Below are 16,141 nucleotides of genomic sequence, written 5' to 3' on the forward strand. Positions count from 1 at the left end.
TTGCATGTCAGTTTTTGCAGCATCTCAGAGTTTTGCGGTCAGTCAGAACAGTTCTCAAGCTTCAAATGCTGTATTGCAGACGCTGAATTTTCAGCAGATCTTATTGCAGGTAGAGAAATATCAAGCACAGCAAGGCATTTGGGAAACCCAGATGCGTATTGCTGATGCCAATCTCAAGCAAAGTCAATTACGTTCTAACCCTAATCTAACGGTTCAACAGACAGGATTTGGTTCTGGACAGGATCGTGAGTTAGAAATGGGGATTTCACAACAAGTGGATGTATTTGGCGTGCGGAAAACAGCACGACAACTTGCGCAATTGCAGCATGAGCAGGTTGCGTTAAACCAACAATTATATCAGGCACAGATGCAATTGGCAGTGAAGGCGCAATGGGCTCAAGTTCTGGTTTTACAAATGGAACAACACGTTGCACAGGCCCAACTAAAAACCAGTCAGGAAAACTTAAATGCGACCCGATTACGTTATCAGGCGGGGAGTATTGCTCAGGTCGATTTAGATCGACAATTGATGGCACATATTGAAAATCAGCGACAGGCACAGCAAGCACAGTTGAATCTTACAATTGCAAAGCAACAACTGGCCAATTTATGGGGAGGAGATCGCGCTAGTTTCCAAATAGACAGTGAGTCAGACAAGGCTTTACTTCAGACGGATGATCTCATTCGTCGTTATGAGAAAGAAAATCTCTATCAAAAATCGCTGCAACTTCAGCAGAAACAACAGCAAGCGCAAATCACGCATTTAAAGGCACATGCAAAGCCTACTCCAACAGTATCTGTGGGAATGGTACGTAGTCAGGATCAGGGTGAGAGCCGTGTAGATCATCGCTTTAGAGTGGGGGTTGAAATTCCTTTGACAATATTTGATCGCCAGCAATATCCACAACGAGCACTACAAGCCAAACAGGCTTTTTTAGATCAAAAACAGCAATTTTATCGTCAGCACCAGCAACAGGCGATTCAAACAGCATTGTCTGAATTGCGTGGATTAAAACAGCAATTTGATTTGGTGAAGGATCAACAAGTACCGTTATCCGAAGTGGTACAACGTAAGACATTGCTTGGTTTTCAGGCAGGGAAATATGCCATTACCGATGTGCAACAAGCCACGCTACAGCTCCAACAGCAACGCCTGCAAAAGGTACAACTATTAAAGTCTGCATGGCAAAAGGCGATAGAAGCTGAAAGTCTGGCATTGGGCGTAGACCCTAATTTAGTACAGTCCAAAGATGCACTTTGGCAAATCAATCAAACCCTTTGGCAAGAAACAGATCAGTTGCCAGTTGTAAAAGGAGCTTCAGAATGAAAAATCAAGGTCAACAACGCCAATGGGTTTGGGTGGGTATCGTCGCTGTGATTACAGCATTGATTGCATCAATCTTGTTATTTAAGGGCAAAACATCAGGTACGGCAGCATCTAAAGATGAGCATGCCGAAAATGAACACGGTGCAGATGAGAAGGGCGAACAGGAACATGCAGCTGAGCTGGCATTTACCAGTAAGCAGTTGATTGAACAAGGGATTCAACTGGCTAAAGTAGAGCAGGGGCCGATTACACAGCAAATGAGCTATCCTGCAAAAGTGGTGGTCAATACAGATCAACAGGCACATGTCTCGCCAAGTTTTGCAGGGCAAGTTGAAAAAGTGAATGTTGAACTTGGACAACAGGTGAAAAAAGGACAGCCTTTAGCGACGTTATTTGTTCCAGATTTGGTTGATCAACAAGCCAATCTGAAAATCGCGCAGGAAAATCTGACTTTGGCACAGCAAGACTATGCACGAGAACGTCAACTACTGACGCAAGGTATTTCGGCACGTCAAGATTATCAACGTGCATATAATGCCTATCGTCAGGCGCAGATTGCAGTACAGGCTGCACGTTCCCGTTTATCTGCTTTGGGTGCAGGAACAAATAGTCAGGGGCGATATACTATTTATGCCCCGATCTCTGGTGTTGTGAGTAATAAAGATGTCGTTGTGGGGGAAAATGTTCAGTTAACCGACCAACTGTTTACGATTAATCAGTTGGATCAACTTTGGCTTGAGTTTGTATTGCCCGCATCTGATGCTCCGCAGATTCAGTTAAATCAGAAGATTGAGTTCAAATCGTTACAGACAGGACAAATTTTTCAGGCACAGGTTCATAGTTTAATGGCAGAGGCAGATACTCAGTCTGGGCGATTGAAAGCCAATGCGAAAATTTTGAATGCAAACAACCAACTTCGTCCAAATTTGATGGTCAATCTATTGTTGACCAATCCCCAACCAACTGTGGGGCTGCGGGTTGCGAAATCTGCAATTCAACAAGTAGAAGGAAAGCAGGTGGTTTTTGTTGCCGAAACTGAAAAAGATAAAATTCATTTTAAAGCAACACCTGTGAAGGTTGGTGCATATTCAGGCGATGGTGCATGGGTCGAGATTCAATCGGGCTTAACGGCAAACCAACGTTATGTTCAGCAAGGGAGCTTCCTTTTAAAGTCTGAAATGGAAAAGGGAGAGGCCGAACATGGACATTAATCAGCCTATGAAGCTGCCTCCAGCACAGGGTATTTTTGATCGGATCATTCAGTTTGCAATTAAAAATGCCCTATGGGTGATGTTGTTTAGCATGGCATGGATTGCGGTAGGGGTGTTGAGTTATCAAAAACTTGCCATTGATGCCGTGCCAGACATTACCAATGTACAAGTCCAGATTAACAGTCAAGCCAATGGGTTTACTGCACTTGAAGTCGAGCAGAGAATTACCTATCCCATTGAAAATGCGATGGCGGGTATTCCAAATTTAGAGCAAACACGTTCTATTTCACGTTATGGGCTATCGCAAGTCACGATTATTTTTAAGGATGGTACAGATGTTTACTGGGCCAGACAGTTAATTAATCAGCGCATACAAGAAGCCAAAGGTGAATTGCCCGACAATATCGAACCGCAAATGTCACCGATTTCTACGGGGTTAGGTGAAATCTATCAATGGGTGGTGAAAGTCGAACCTAATGCCAAGAAAACGGATGGGACAGCCTACACCGCCATGGATTTACGAGAAATTCAGGACTGGATTGTACGTCCCCAAATTCAGCGTGTGACAGGCGTTGCCGAGGTTAATAGTATTGGTGGATATAACAAAACCTATGTGGTTTCTCCAGATTTAAAACGTCTACAACAGCTACAAATTCCACTGAGTGATGTGCAAACGGCATTGCGTGACAACAATGAAAACCGTGGTGCAGGTTTTATTGAAGACAATGGACAACAACTGACCGTTCGTGTTCCCGGTGTTTTAAGTTCAGTAAGAGATATCGAAAATATCAGTATTGCCAATAAAAATGGTGTGCCTATCCGTGTTGCAGACGTTGCAACGGTTTCTATTGGACATGACCTGAGAACAGGTGGTGCGACCTATAACGGTCAAGAGGCTGTTTTAGGCATTGCAATGATGATGATGGGTGAAAATAGCCGCACCGTTGCTAAAGCTGTTGACGTTAAAGTAAAGGAAATTCAGAGCAGTTTACCGAAAGGCGTGGTGATTGAAACGGTTTATGATCGGACATCACTGGTGGATAAAGCCATTAAAACCGTTGCGAAAAACCTTGTTGAAGGTGCAATTTTGGTGATGGTGATTCTATTCATCTTTTTAGGCAATATTCGGGCTGCATTCATCACTGCATGTGTGATTCCTTTGTCGATGCTGTTTACATTGACAGGTATGGCCGAGCAAAAAATGAGTGCCAACTTGATGAGTTTGGGTGCACTCGACTTTGGCATTATTGTCGATGGTGCAGTGGTGATTGTTGAAAACTGTATCCGTCGTTTGGCAGAGGCCCAACATCAAAAAGGACGCATGCTGACCAAAACCGAGCGTTTTACAGAAGTTTTTTTGGCTGCAAAACAGGCACGCCGTCCTTTGATTTTTGGTCAAGCTATTATCATGGTGGTGTATTTCCCAATTTTTGCTTTAACTGGTGTTGAAGCAAAACTTTTCCATCCGATGGCAATTACAGTGGTCATGGCGTTGATTGGCGCAATGATTCTTTCAGTGACTTTTGTGCCTGCCGCAGTCGCTTTATTGATTACGGGAGAAGTCAAAGAGAAAGAAAGCCGCTGGATGATGGCTTTAAAAAATACATACGCCCAAATTTTGGATCGTGCTTATGCAATGCGTTTGGTTGTGGTGAGTGTCGCGATTGGAATTTTAATCTTGACGGGGATTTTGGCAACACGAGTTGGCAGTGAGTTCACTCCGACATTAAGTGAAGGCGATTTTGCTGTGCAATTAATGAGATCGCCAAGTACAGGCATTGAAGAATCCTTGCGTATACAGGAAAAAGCAGAACAACAGTTGTTGGCACATTTTCCAGAAATTAAAGCCATTTTTGCCAGAACAGGAACAGCCGAAGTAGCAACCGATGTGATGCCCCCGAATATTTCCGATGGGGTGATTTTGATCAAACCTCGTGAGCAGTGGCCTAATCCGAAAGAAACGATGGATGAGCTTCGGACAAGAATGTTGGCATTTGTCGAAAAATTACCCGGCAATAACAGTGAGTTTTCACAACCGATTGAACTACGTTTTAATGAGTTGATTTCAGGGATTCGTAGTGATGTCGGAATCAAAATTTTTGGCGATGATATGCAGGTTTTAAATCAGGAAGCTGAAAAAATTGCGCAAAAAGTCAGAGCCATTTCAGGTGCTAGTGAAGTAAAAGTTGAGCAAACAACTGGGTTGCCTGTGCTCAATGTTGCCATAGACCATGCGTTGGCTGCCCAATATGGATTATCGATCCGAGCCATTCAAGACTTGGTAGCAAGTAGTGTTGGGGGACAAAACGTAGGACAAATTTTACAAGGAGATCGCCGTTTTGATTTTGTGGTTCGACTTGCTGATGATTTGCGTACACCGCAACAACTTGAATTACTGCCAATCCAACTACCTAATGGTGGATTAATTCAGCTAAAAGACGTGGCAAAGGTTGAAAATGTCTTGGGGTTGAGTCAGGTCGGTCGAGAAAATGGCAAGCGTAGAGTGGTGGTGACGGCCAATGTCCGTGATCGTGATTTGGGGTCTTTTGTTGAGGATATGCAACAAACCCTGAAACAACAAAAATTACCTGCGGGTTACTGGTTGGGGTACGGTGGACAATTTGAAAATCTGGCTTCAGCGAAAGCACGGATGCAAATTGTTGTTCCGATGGCATTGCTGATTATTTTTGCATTGTTAATGGCGGTTTTTCATCATGTTAAAGACAGTTTATTGGTGTTTAGTGGTGTGCCATTTGCACTTTGTGGTGGACTAATTGCGCTTTGGCTTAGAGGAATTCCACTTTCAATGTCGGCAGGGATTGGTTTTATTGCACTCTCTGGTGTGGCGGTGTTGAATGGTCTGGTGATGTTAAGCTTTATCAAAGAACTTCGCGGGAAATATGATGTGCATACGGCAACATGGCAAGGTGCAATTTTACGCTTACGCCCAGTGCTGATGACCGCATTTGTGGCTTCATTGGGATTTGTCCCAATGGCGATTGCAACAGGTACAGGTGCAGAGGTACAACGACCTTTGGCAACGGTGGTGATTGGAGGGATTTTATCTTCAACCCTGTTGACGCTGGTGTTATTGCCTGTGATTTATCGATGGTTGAATGATAAAAAAAGCTAAATAAAATAGGATGTAAACCAGTGGCTTCGGCTCGCTGGTTTACTTTTTTAAGATGTTATTTGGGCATTATAATTTGATTATTATGGTTTTAGTGATGATCCAGTTCATGCTCAACCGCAAAAACGGCTGCCTGAACACGACTATTTAGATTCAGTTTTCTTAAAATATTCTGCACGTGTACTTTAATGGTCGATTCTGCAACATTCATGGATTTTGCAATGACTTTATTACTTGCGCCTTTGGCAAGCCATGCCAGTGTTTCTTTTTCACGTTGTGTCAATGTCGATAGCTGTGAATCTTCTGCAACAGGTGTCGGACTCCGCAGTTGAGAAATCAGTTTACTGGTCATTTCAGGGGACAAAATACTATCGCCTTCAACAGCTTTATGAATACTGTTAATTAAAAAATGAGTTTCGATATTTTTAAGCAAATAACCTCGTGCGCCTAAACGCATACACTCGGTTAAATCAATGGCATCTTCTGAAACCGTTAAAATGATTACCGCCAGATTCGGATTGCTATTGAGCAGTTGTGGCAATGCTTCCAAACCATTCATAACAGGCATGTCCAAATCTAGCAGCACCACATCAGGTTGTAATTGCGCTGCAAGTTTAATCCCTGCCAATCCATCTGCTGCTTCGCCAATGACATTGAACTGGTCTTCTTGTTCAAGCAGAAAACGAAGACCTGTGCGGAACAGGGTATGATCATCAATCAGTAATATATTGGTAATTGCCATTTTTTGCCTTTGATGGATTAGATTGTTGCTTCAATGCGTGTACCTTGATTCAAAACAGAATGAATCGTCAAGGTGCCCCCAATTTGCTGGATACGTTCTTGCATAATGGATAATCCAATATGATGACCTTGATGTTCCTTACTCATTGAGGTATCAAAACCAACGCCATTATCTTCAATGAATAAATAGGTTTCGTTTTGATTGTTTCTAAAATGAATGGTAATTTCACTGGCTTTTGCATGTTTGCGAATATTGGATAAGGCTTCTTGCAAAATAAAAATCAGTTGTAATTGTTGCTGTGGCGTTAAGTCTGCACCTGTCGATTGATAATGAAATGTGACAGGTAAATGCGTTTGCCCTTTAAAGCGGTCAATCACAGAGATTAAAACATCATGAAATGACTCTTGTGCCAGTTTTAAACGGAAATTATTCAATAATTCACGAATATCTTCATAACATTGTTGTAAACCTGTATTTAAAAAAACAAGATGCTGTTCGATTTTATCCTGATCATTCTTTTTCCATGCCTGATTGAGCATTTGAAATTGCATATTCATAAACGAAAGAGATTGGGCGATACTGTCATGTAGCCCTTGAGCCATGATATTGCGTTCTTCCAATACGGCATATTGTTTTTCTTTGAGAATTAAGCGTTCATTTTCAATGGCCGCTGCAAGTTGATTGCACAGCAGTTTAATCAGTGCATGATTATGTTCGTCTTTAGAATTTTCATTTTTAAAATATAACGTCAAAATTCCCAAAGTCTGTTCTCTTAATCGGATGTGATAAACCATTAAGTGATCCATACCCAATTTTTTACATAACGATTCTTGATGATGTTCTTGGAAAAAAATTCGGGTATCCGATTTTTGCAGAGTATTACCACAAAAACAGGCAGAGGTTTCAACACAGGCGGGATTAGTTAAAATCTCATCTGGAACATTAATACTATGACTGGTCCACATTTGTGAGCCTTGTTGATTGAGTAGCCGAATACTGCCTGCACCTGCTTGCGACAAGGCAATAATTTTTTCTAAAAATAAGTTTAAGGTCTGCTTATTATAAGGATTTTTATGCAGAAAATGAGTCATTTCATACAGGGTTGAAAGCTCAAAATTACGCTGTTCAAGGTCGAGCGTTTTTTGTTTTACTTTTTCTTCAAGATGTTGATAGGCATCTTGTAAACTTTCCGCCATTTGATTAAAACCGTCAGAAACATGATGAAATTCATCGTTGGTTTGAATATGAAGCCGTGTGTTTAAATCACCTTGAGTGATCTTTTTTAAGCCCTGATTGAGCGTGGAAAGTGGTCGAATAATCAAATGATTTAACAAAAATAATGAAATAACAGCAGATAAAAACACCATGAAAATCAACAGGGTTTGTGCTAAACGCATAATCTTGATATTCAGGGTATTTTGTTGCTCAATATTGGTGACTAGACGATCAATCGACTGGATGAACGCAGCAGTGTCGTTCAATAAATTGGGCTGTTGTTTAAGGTCATGCTGTGCTGCCAAAATCTTGCGTTGATACCGCTGAAACTCTTCTTTTACACGGTTTAATTGGGGTAAAGACAGTGCATTGTTTTGTAAAAGGCTGGTTTGAGATTCTAATTGTTGCAAATGACTTAATTTTTTTTCAAATAAGGCAATTTGCTGTTTTAGAGGTTGAGTCTGATGTGACAAAAGCAATGTCGTCATCAGATAGGTTTGTTTTCTTAAACTACCTGCCTCGTTGATGGCAATGCCACGATTTTCCAGTTTCCATGTAATATTGAGCGTTAAACCCACAAAAAATAATGCACCAAGCAGCCAAATCACAATGGCGAATTTCAGCTTATTGGAAATGCTGTTGAGATATTTTTTGATTAATTTCATCATGGGTGCTGACGATTCCATTCACCTGAGCGACCCCCTTGTTTATGGAATAGCTCGACATCTGTTATTTTCATGGATTTATCGACTGCTTTTAACATGTCATAAATGGTGAGAAGTCCGACATTTACAGCACAGAGGGCTTCCATTTCGACGCCTGTTTTGCCGCATGTTTCGGTTTGTACTGTAATTTGAATACAGGATTGTAATTCATCAATTTCAAACTCAACGCTCACGTGTGTTAAAGCCAGTGGGTGACATAGCGGAATGAGCTGGGCAGTTTGTTTACTTCCCTGAATGGCGGCAATACGGGCAATGCCCAATACATCACCTTTTTTGCTATTGCCTTGTTGTACACAAGCCAAAGCTTCGGCAGAAACAAAAATTTTTCCTTTGGCAATGGCAATACGTTTGGTGTCAGGTTTGTCACTGACATCAACCATGTGTGCCTGACCTGCATTGTCAAAGTGCGTTAATGGGTTTCCCATGATTAAAATCCTCCTTTTAACGAGATATTACTACACTAAAGTGGGAGCTAATATCGGTCAAAGTGATTATTGCTGATCGATATTTGCAGGGTTAAGCTACAGTCAGGTTGGTTTTTAGGTAATGGGAACGCATGATTTATATTCAATATTTTGGGCCGTTGGCATCTGAATTGGGCACACGTGTTGAAACATTACCTTGGGAAAATGGTGGTACAACCGAAACTTTGATTCAACTCCTTCGTGCTCGTAATAAACGCTGGTACGATGCTTTGGCCGCAGACAAAATTTTTAAACTGGTGGTTGATAAAAAAATTTGTCATCAAGCCACAATGATTCCAGATGGTGTTGAAGTGGGAATTTTACCTCCTGTTACTGGAGGATAGCGATGAATATTCTCATTAAAATAGAAAATGAACGATTACAGATTGAAGAATACTGTGACTATGTTCAATTGCTGCATCATGACTGTGGTGCAGAGGTGACATTTACAGGTTATGTCCGAGAAAATGACTATGCCGAGCCAATTACGCATTTGTGTATTGAACATTATCCTGATGTTACAGAACAAGAGATTAAAAAAATTGCAGAACAGGCGGCACAACGCTGGCGATTAACGGCTGTGGTGGTTGCGCATCGTGTTGGGGAAATTGCGGTAGGAGAACCGATTGTCTGGGTGATGACGCAAAGTAAACACCGCCGTGATGCTTATGCAGCCAATGAATTTATTTTGGATTATTTAAAAGTTTCAGCACCATTTTGGAAAAAAGAATATTTTAAAAGTGGTCAGTCACACTGGGTTGCAGCAAAGCAATCGGATCAACAGCAATATCAAGTATGGGCAGTATAAATATGGCATTGGGTGGTTTGGTCTTGTCAGGCGGAGAAGGCCGACGTATGGGCTATCAAAACAAAGGTTTGATGCCGTTGGGCAATAACATTGACCTGATTGACCCTGTATTACGACTACTTCGTGAACAATGCCAATACGTGGCGATTAGTGCCAATCAGGATATTGCTGTTTATCAACAAAAAAAACTGGATGTCTGGACAGATGTGAAGCCGTGGGTCAACTGTGGGCCGCTTGGTGGGGTTTATAGTAGTGTGTTGCAATTTCCACCTGAAATTGATGTGATTCAGGTTGTACCTTGTGACTCGCCATTTATTGATCAACATGTAATTCAACGACTTTCAGCTCAACGAATTCAGCAAAACCATTTGGCGGTTTATGCTGCAACAAAATCGCAGATTTACCCAGTGATTTTCCAGTTTAAACGTGAGGCAATGTCGCATTTGCAGCATTATTTACAAACCGAACTGAAACACAGTATCCGAAAATGGTTAGCACAAATTCATGCCGAAGCAGTCATGTTTGATGACGATTCACCATTTACAAATATTAATGATGTAACAACATTGCAGCGCTATAGCCGAGAAGGAATCTATCCATGAGTTTAATGCACTATGATCAGGCGTTAAAACAGCTCCTTGAGTCATTCACGGCAGTAGAGCAACAGCAATCGGTTGCCCTAATGCAGGCGCAGGGACGAGTTTTGGCGCAGGACATTGTGGCACAGCAAGACTCTCCACGTTTTGATAATAGTGCGATGGATGGTTATGCCATTTGTGGTGTGGACTGTGCCCAGTGGCAAGTCGTGGACTATATTGCAGCAGGTGATTCAACTCAGCACCAGACCTTATCTGACGGGCAAGCGGTGAGAATATTTACTGGGGCAGCCGTTCCCAAAGGTGCCGATGCGGTTTTGCCACAAGAAGATATTTTTGTGGATGAGGATTGGATAACTGCAAAAGTACAGGTGAGAGCTCGTCAGCATATTCGGTTTCGTGCTGAAGAATATGCCCAAGGTGCAATTTTAATTGATCAGAACCAACCAATTTCAGCAACCCATATTGGCATTATGGCGACACAAGGTTTTGCCGATGTGTTGTGTTATCGGCAAGTCACAGTCATGGTTTTTTCAACAGGCAATGAACTTCAGCAATTGGGTCAGCCATTACAAGAAAACCAGATTTATGACAGTAATCGCTTTATGGTGATGGCGCTGGCGAAAGAATATCCATTTTTAAAAGTAATTGATGGTGGCGTGTTGCCTGATGACCTGCAAGCCATTCAACAACAGTTGGATCAGGCAGCTAAAACCAGTGATGTCATTTTACTGTCTGGTGGCGCGTCGGTTGGAGATAAAGATTACACCCGAGTTGCTCTGGATCAACTTGGAACGATTCAACACTGGAAACTGGCGATAAAACCCGGTAAGCCATTTGGTTGGGGCGAAATTAATCACAGCAAAGTTTTTCTTTTGCCAGGCAACCCTGTGGCGTGTTGGGTCACATTGCTGATTTTAGTTTTACCTGCGTTAAAAGTGTTATCAGGCATTAAACAGTGCAGTGCTTTACCTCAGGTGGTACAGGCAGAGGCACAATTTAGTTTGGATCATCCACAAAGTCGGCAACAGTTTTTACTTGGGCAGTTAGATTTTGACTTGGGAAAATGCAAGGTCAATATTCATCCATTTCAAAGTAGTGCCATGTTGGCAAACTGTGGCAAGAGTAATGCGTTGGTGATGGTGCCTGCACAGCAAACCGTGGTGTCTGGACAGCAAGTTTCAGTGATGTATTTACAAAAAATTTAGGTGAGAAAATGGAAAAAGTCAAAATAGGGCTTGTGTCGGTGAGTGATCGTGCTTTTAATGGTATATATGAAGATCAAGGTCTTCCTGCACTCAAAGACTGGTTAACGTCGGCGTTAAAAAATCCATTTGAATGTATTGAAAAGTTAATTCCAGACGAACAGGATTTAATTGAACAGGTACTGATAGACCTTGTTGATGTACAAAAGTGTGATTTAATTTTAACCACAGGTGGTACAGGGCCGTATCCACGGGATGTTACGCCAGATGCAACCTTGAATGTTGCAGATCGTATTATCCCTGGGTTTGGTGAGCAAATGCGTCAGGTGAGCCTACATTTTGTACCAACTGCAATTTTATCTCGTCAAGTTGGGGTGATTCGTAAAAATAGTTTGATTCTAAATTTACCCGGTCGTCCCAAAGCCATTGCAGAAACCTTGTCTGGTGTAAAAGATGCACATGGAAAAACCATTGTGCATGGGATTTTTTCGGCAGTTCCACTGTGTATAGATGCCATTGGTGGGCCATATATTGAAACGCATCATCATATTTCAGAAACATTTAGACCGAAGAACTTTGCTTAATTTGAGGTATTATCCATGATGAAGCGACAACTACTTTTGGGTGTCGGGGTGCTGGTACTGCACTCGATGGCATGGTCTGCCGAAATTACTGTAGCTGCGGCAGCAAGTTTGACCGATGCTTTTAAAGTCATTGCGCAGTCTTATGAAAAGAAAAACCCAGAGACCAAAGTGAATCTGACATTTGCTTCTTCGGGGACGTTGTTACAACAGCTTCGTTATGGCGCACCTATCGATGTGTTTGCCAGTGCCGATGAGCAAACCATGAATGAAGCGCAAAAGTTAGCCCTGATTCAGAAACAGACCCGAACAGATTTTACTCAAAATCGTCTGGTTTTAATTAGCCCAATCAATAGTAAAGTCGCAGTTAAAAGCTTAAATGACTTGAAACGCAACGAAATTGAGCATATTGCGCTTGGTAATCCTGCACATACACCTGCGGGGCGTTATGCTCAGGCAGTGCTAGAAAAGCAAGGTTTGTGGAATGCGGTGCAACCTAAGGTCATTAACACCCAAAATGTACGTCAGGCACTGGATTATGTTGCCCGAGGTGAAACACAGGTTGGATTTGTGTTTTCGTCAGATGTATTGAGTCAAAAAACCAAAGTCCGCACATTGTTGCAAGTTCCAACCGTGACACCGATTCACTACCCAATTGCTGTGACGCAAACCTCAAAACAAGTGAAACAGTCACAACAGTTTATTTCCTATGTTCAAAGTGCAGAAGGGCAAAAAGTATTGCGCCAATACGGTTTTCAATAATGTAATGTTTTTATGATGGATTTAAACGATTTACAAGGGGTCTGGATTGCATTATGGCTTTCACTAAAAGTCGCTATTTGTGCGACGTCGATTAACTTTGTGCTTGGCGTGTTGACGGCTGCTTTTTTCTTTCGTGTACGCAACCAGTTCACCTCTTTACTTGAAAGTATTTTGACTTTGCCGATGGTGCTACCCCCGACGGTTTTGGGCTATTTCTTACTGGTCTGTTTTGGAAGCAATAGCATTTTGGGGCAATGGCTTGCATCCATCGGGATCAAAATGGTATTTACCTTGAATGGCGCAATTATTGCAGCAGCTATTGTGACTTTCCCATTGGTGTTAAAACCGATTCAGGCAGCATTTGAGCAAATCCCTCAAAATATTTTAGATGCCAGTAAAATCATGGGGTTAAATTTTTGGCAAAGCCTGTTTATGATTATTTTACCGATGGTATGGGATTCGGTTCTAGCTGGGTTATTGCTTGGTTTTGCCCGTAGTTTGGGGGAATTTGGTGCAACGTTAATGATTGCAGGCAGCATCCCCGGTAAAACACAAACCATTTCAATTAGTATTTGGGAGGCAGTACAGGCGGGAAATAATCAACAAGCCGCATATTTGGTGGTGATTATTTCGGTAGTATGTATCAGTATCTTGATGTTAGCGAAGGCATTAAATAAGCGTCGATGGAAACAATAATGAGTCGTCCCATGCGGTATAATGTAAAACTCACCAAACATGTCGATAAGCAAAAACAACATGTAATTTTAAATAGTGAGTTTTGTTCTGATTCATCCTCGGTTGTGATTATGGGAGCTTCGGGTGCAGGAAAAACTCAGTTTTTAAAAAGTATTGCAGGGTTAATTCTACCTGAAACAGGGTATATTCAGTTTCAAGACCGTGTGTTATTTGATGCTCAGAAAAAAATTAATGTTGCAGTCAAAAATAGAAAAATATCTTATCTTTTTCAGGAGTTTGCACTTTTTCCACATTTAACTGTCGCACAAAATGTATCGTTGGCATGTAGTCGGTCTATTCTAGATTTACGACAAAAAAAAGCACAAAGCATTGCACAGCCCTGGCTAGAAAAAGTCGGCTTATCTACTTATGCCTCTGATTATTTAAATGTGTTGTCAGGTGGGCAAAAGCAGCGTGTGGCACTGGCAAGGGCTTTAGCGGCACAGCCCGAATTATTATTACTAGATGAACCATTTTCAGCATTAGACCAAGCGTTAAGGTATGAAATGCGAAAGTTCGTAAAAGAAATTGTGCAGGAAAATAATCTGCCTATTATCTTGGTCACCCATGATTATGAAGACGCTGCTTATTTCTCAGATGAGTTATGGCAAATGGAACAGGGGGTTTTAAGTAAAGCTTAGCGACTACAGGCTTTTTTATATATAACGATGTGATGTATCTAAAATGGTGATATTTCATCGTTACAGCTTTTAAATATAAATAAAATTTATGTCATGAGTGTGATCTATCAAAAAAACTCATTTTTAACCGCCAGTCATAGACATAATCCGAATCATTTTTTTAGGTTTTTCTTGGAACTCGTGCTTGAGTGGTTTGAGCTGAATGGCGTGTTGAATAGCCATTTGTAGTTCTTGGTCGCTGGCATGGTTTTTTAGTAATGGTGCAAGCGCATATTGATGGTCTTGCCCTAAACACATGTACAACGTACCATCAACTGCTAAACGGACACGGTTACAAGTTTGGCAAAAATGCTGTGACATTGGGGTGATGTAACCCATTAAAAAGGTTTTTTGCTGGTTTTGCCAATACCTTGCGGGGCCACCGCCGTAGCTGTCTTCGGTGGGGTGCAGGTCGTATTGATCACTTAAACGGGCAATGATCGGTTGCAGGTTGATATATTGATGCCGTTGTGCTGTTGCGCCCATCGGCATTAATTCGATGAGCCGTAAAATAAAGCCATTTTCCATGCAGAATTCGACCATTGCATCAATTTCATGGTCATTGATGCCAGCCAAAGGCACCATATTAATTTTTATTTGTTTAAAGCCCGCTTCTTTTGCCGCTCGCAGACCTGACATAATTTTTGCCTGAACATCTGTACCGACAATTTTTTGAATATTTTTTTGGGTTAGGGCATCTAAGCTAATGTTGAGTCGGTCTAAACCTGCCTGACGTAAATCGTGAGCATAATGTACCAATTGGGTTGCATTGGTACTTAATGACAGATCCTCTACGCCATCAATACGTTTTAGCCGTGCCACCAGTTCCACAATGTTTTTGCGCAGCAATGGCTCGCCACCCGTTAAGCGAAAACGTTTTGTGCCTAATGCTGCAAACTGAGTCACCACACGTTCAATGTTATCGAAACTGAGCCAGTGGTCGGGCTTTTCAAATTCGGTAAAACCTTTGGGCATACAATAAGTACAGCGCAGATCACAACGGTCTGTAATCGAAATCCGTAAATAATCTACAGTACGTCCATAGGTGTCAATGAGCATTGCATGTCCAACATTTTAAGTGGTTCTATTGCATTATAATTCGGATAAAACAGAAGCACCTTTCCTCAAAAGGAGAGTATGCCTAGTTCAAAAGGTGTAGAGATATATGCCGAGAAGATGGTTTAACCACAAACAGGACAGCAAGGATTTTTTGTGAGTTGCCATTGGTGAGTTGCAAAATTCAGAGTTTCAAATTGAACCATTTTCCCTACCGAAGGTTCACCAAAACCAATAATGAGTTTTAAAACTTCTGCCGCTTGTGCCGCTCCGACCTGATGCACCAAAGCTGAAAATACGCCGTTTTGGCTACAGCTTTTATCTTCTTGCTGCATGAGGGGGAACAGACACGCATAGCAGGGCGAATCGGCCAAACGGGCATCAAAAACCATCAGTTGTCCACTAAACTGAATAGCTGAAGCACTGACCAAAGGGACTTGATGCTGAACACAGGCTTGGTTAATGAGATGTCGAGTAGCGGAGTTGTCGGTGCAATCGACTACGACATCACATTCGGGTAGGTATTGGTCTAAAAGTTGTGCGGTGATTTTTTGAGAACATGAAGTAATGCGTAATTCTGAGTTTCTTAACTGTAAATAGTCCACTAAAACATCCGCTTTAGATCGATGGATATCGAGTGGGGTAAAAGCAAATTGTCGTTGTAGGTTACTGAGTTCAATTACATCATGGTCGCACAAAATCAGATCTCCAATCCCTGCACCTGCCAAAATCGGGATACAGGCATTGCCTAAACCGCCACAACCAATCACCATGACCTTGGCATGCTGTAATTTTTCCTGTCCATCCAGATCAATTTCATTGAGAAAAATATGGCGGCTATAGCGTAAAAGTTGAGCTTCGTTCATGGCAAAACCTGAGGATAACGGGCAAATGAAAAAAAGCC

Annotated in this window: 16 protein-coding genes; 11 read left to right on the top strand and 5 right to left on the bottom strand. The window is 41.8% G+C overall.

The annotated features are described in order from the left end of the window. The first annotated feature begins 4 nt into the window (after positions 1-4). The 3 genes from ABDV70_RS00790 to ABDV70_RS00800 are packed head-to-tail and all read left to right on the top strand — an operon-like array spanning position 5 to position 5,671. Positions 5-1,327: a TolC family protein gene (locus ABDV70_RS00790; protein WP_343594651.1), complete on the top strand. Its 1,323-nt coding sequence runs from the start codon at positions 5-7 to the stop codon at positions 1,325-1,327. Then, positions 1,324-2,538, top strand: coding sequence for an efflux RND transporter periplasmic adaptor subunit (locus tag ABDV70_RS00795; RefSeq protein WP_343594652.1), 1,215 nt, complete (start codon positions 1,324-1,326; stop codon positions 2,536-2,538). The genes ABDV70_RS00790 and ABDV70_RS00795 overlap by 4 nt, the downstream gene beginning before the upstream one ends. Next, positions 2,528-5,671, top strand: a complete 3,144-nt coding sequence (locus ABDV70_RS00800; protein WP_343594653.1) for a CusA/CzcA family heavy metal efflux RND transporter — start codon at positions 2,528-2,530, stop codon at positions 5,669-5,671. Before ABDV70_RS00795 ends, ABDV70_RS00800 begins: the two co-directional genes overlap by 11 nt. An 88-nt stretch (positions 5,672-5,759) precedes the next feature. Here ABDV70_RS00800 and ABDV70_RS00805 read toward each other — a convergent pair whose 3' ends face one another. Genes ABDV70_RS00805 through moaC form a run of 3 tightly spaced genes read right to left on the bottom strand, consistent with a single transcriptional unit; the run spans position 5,760 to position 8,775 of the window. Next, positions 5,760-6,410: a response regulator transcription factor gene (locus tag ABDV70_RS00805; RefSeq protein ID WP_343594654.1), complete on the bottom strand. Its 651-nt coding sequence runs from the start codon at positions 6,408-6,410 to the stop codon at positions 5,760-5,762. Positions 6,411-6,427: 17 nt separating this feature from the next. Beyond that, the gene (locus ABDV70_RS00810; RefSeq protein WP_343594656.1) at positions 6,428-8,293 is read right to left on the bottom strand and encodes a histidine kinase; all 1,866 of its coding nucleotides are present in this window, start codon (positions 8,291-8,293) and stop codon (positions 6,428-6,430) included. Further along, positions 8,290-8,775, bottom strand: coding sequence for a cyclic pyranopterin monophosphate synthase MoaC (gene moaC / locus ABDV70_RS00815; RefSeq protein WP_343594658.1), 486 nt, complete (start codon positions 8,773-8,775; stop codon positions 8,290-8,292). The genes ABDV70_RS00810 and moaC overlap by 4 nt, the downstream gene beginning before the upstream one ends. A 131-nt stretch (positions 8,776-8,906) precedes the next feature. On the opposite strand from moaC, the gene ABDV70_RS00820 reads away from it, so the two are divergent. Genes ABDV70_RS00820 through ABDV70_RS00855 form a run of 8 tightly spaced genes read left to right on the top strand, consistent with a single transcriptional unit; the run spans position 8,907 to position 14,142 of the window. Next, a complete protein-coding gene (locus ABDV70_RS00820) occupies positions 8,907-9,158 on the top strand; it encodes a MoaD/ThiS family protein (RefSeq protein WP_343594659.1) in 252 nt (83 codons plus the stop codon). Between the two features lie 2 nt (positions 9,159-9,160). Beyond that, positions 9,161-9,622, top strand: coding sequence for a molybdenum cofactor biosynthesis protein MoaE (locus tag ABDV70_RS00825; protein ID WP_343594661.1), 462 nt, complete (start codon positions 9,161-9,163; stop codon positions 9,620-9,622). Then, positions 9,610-10,224, top strand: coding sequence for an NTP transferase domain-containing protein (locus ABDV70_RS00830; RefSeq protein WP_343594663.1), 615 nt, complete (start codon positions 9,610-9,612; stop codon positions 10,222-10,224). The genes ABDV70_RS00825 and ABDV70_RS00830 overlap by 13 nt, the downstream gene beginning before the upstream one ends. Next, positions 10,221-11,426, top strand: coding sequence for a gephyrin-like molybdotransferase Glp (gene glp / locus ABDV70_RS00835; RefSeq protein WP_343594665.1), 1,206 nt, complete (start codon positions 10,221-10,223; stop codon positions 11,424-11,426). Before ABDV70_RS00830 ends, glp begins: the two co-directional genes overlap by 4 nt. A gap of 8 nt (positions 11,427-11,434) precedes the next feature. Next, entirely contained in the window at positions 11,435-12,007 is a 573-nt protein-coding gene (gene mog / locus ABDV70_RS00840) for a molybdopterin adenylyltransferase (RefSeq protein ID WP_343594667.1), read from the top strand. Positions 12,008-12,022: 15 nt separating this feature from the next. Continuing rightward, entirely contained in the window at positions 12,023-12,766 is a 744-nt protein-coding gene (gene modA, locus ABDV70_RS00845; protein WP_343594668.1) for a molybdate ABC transporter substrate-binding protein, read from the top strand. Between the two features lie 12 nt (positions 12,767-12,778). Continuing rightward, positions 12,779-13,462 (top strand): molybdate ABC transporter permease subunit, encoded by a 684-nt coding sequence (modB, locus tag ABDV70_RS00850; RefSeq protein ID WP_343594669.1) that lies wholly within the window; start codon positions 12,779-12,781, stop codon positions 13,460-13,462. Then, positions 13,462-14,142, top strand: coding sequence for an ATP-binding cassette domain-containing protein (locus tag ABDV70_RS00855; protein WP_343594671.1), 681 nt, complete (start codon positions 13,462-13,464; stop codon positions 14,140-14,142). Before modB ends, ABDV70_RS00855 begins: the two co-directional genes overlap by 1 nt. Positions 14,143-14,265: 123 nt before the next feature. On the opposite strand, the gene moaA is transcribed toward ABDV70_RS00855, so the two are convergent. Both moaA and ABDV70_RS00865 read right to left on the bottom strand, forming a co-directional pair. After that, positions 14,266-15,240, bottom strand: a complete 975-nt coding sequence (gene moaA, locus ABDV70_RS00860; RefSeq protein ID WP_343594673.1) for a GTP 3',8-cyclase MoaA — start codon at positions 15,238-15,240, stop codon at positions 14,266-14,268. A gap of 122 nt (positions 15,241-15,362) precedes the next feature. Further along, positions 15,363-16,103 carry a HesA/MoeB/ThiF family protein gene (locus ABDV70_RS00865; RefSeq protein WP_343594675.1) on the bottom strand — a complete coding sequence of 247 codons (741 nt, stop codon included), beginning with the start codon at positions 16,101-16,103 and terminating at the stop codon, positions 15,363-15,365. Positions 16,104-16,141 lie beyond the last annotated feature (38 nt).

Source organism: Acinetobacter sp., assembly GCF_039596015.1.
GTDB lineage: Bacteria > Pseudomonadota > Gammaproteobacteria > Pseudomonadales > Moraxellaceae > Acinetobacter.

Bases quoted from the DNA above. Each gene is read 5' to 3' on its own strand.
- ABDV70_RS00790 (WP_343594651.1), top strand. From the start codon at position 5: ATGTCAGTTTTTGCAGCATCTCAGAGTTTTGCGGTCAGTCAGAACAGT.
- ABDV70_RS00795 (WP_343594652.1), top strand. From the start codon at position 1,324: ATGAAAAATCAAGGTCAACAACGCCAATGGGTTTGGGTGGGTATCGTC.
- ABDV70_RS00800 (WP_343594653.1), top strand. From the start codon at position 2,528: ATGGACATTAATCAGCCTATGAAGCTGCCTCCAGCACAGGGTATTTTT.
- ABDV70_RS00805 (WP_343594654.1), bottom strand. From the start codon at position 6,410: ATGGCAATTACCAATATATTACTGATTGATGATCATACCCTGTTCCGC.
- ABDV70_RS00810 (WP_343594656.1), bottom strand. From the start codon at position 8,293: ATGATGAAATTAATCAAAAAATATCTCAACAGCATTTCCAATAAGCTG.
- moaC (WP_343594658.1), bottom strand. From the start codon at position 8,775: ATGGGAAACCCATTAACGCACTTTGACAATGCAGGTCAGGCACACATG.
- ABDV70_RS00820 (WP_343594659.1), top strand. From the start codon at position 8,907: ATGATTTATATTCAATATTTTGGGCCGTTGGCATCTGAATTGGGCACA.
- ABDV70_RS00825 (WP_343594661.1), top strand. From the start codon at position 9,161: ATGAATATTCTCATTAAAATAGAAAATGAACGATTACAGATTGAAGAA.
- ABDV70_RS00830 (WP_343594663.1), top strand. From the start codon at position 9,610: ATGGGCAGTATAAATATGGCATTGGGTGGTTTGGTCTTGTCAGGCGGA.
- glp (WP_343594665.1), top strand. From the start codon at position 10,221: ATGAGTTTAATGCACTATGATCAGGCGTTAAAACAGCTCCTTGAGTCA.
- mog (WP_343594667.1), top strand. From the start codon at position 11,435: ATGGAAAAAGTCAAAATAGGGCTTGTGTCGGTGAGTGATCGTGCTTTT.
- modA (WP_343594668.1), top strand. From the start codon at position 12,023: ATGATGAAGCGACAACTACTTTTGGGTGTCGGGGTGCTGGTACTGCAC.
- modB (WP_343594669.1), top strand. From the start codon at position 12,779: ATGATGGATTTAAACGATTTACAAGGGGTCTGGATTGCATTATGGCTT.
- ABDV70_RS00855 (WP_343594671.1), top strand. From the start codon at position 13,462: ATGAGTCGTCCCATGCGGTATAATGTAAAACTCACCAAACATGTCGAT.
- moaA (WP_343594673.1), bottom strand. From the start codon at position 15,240: ATGCTCATTGACACCTATGGACGTACTGTAGATTATTTACGGATTTCG.
- ABDV70_RS00865 (WP_343594675.1), bottom strand. From the start codon at position 16,103: ATGAACGAAGCTCAACTTTTACGCTATAGCCGCCATATTTTTCTCAAT.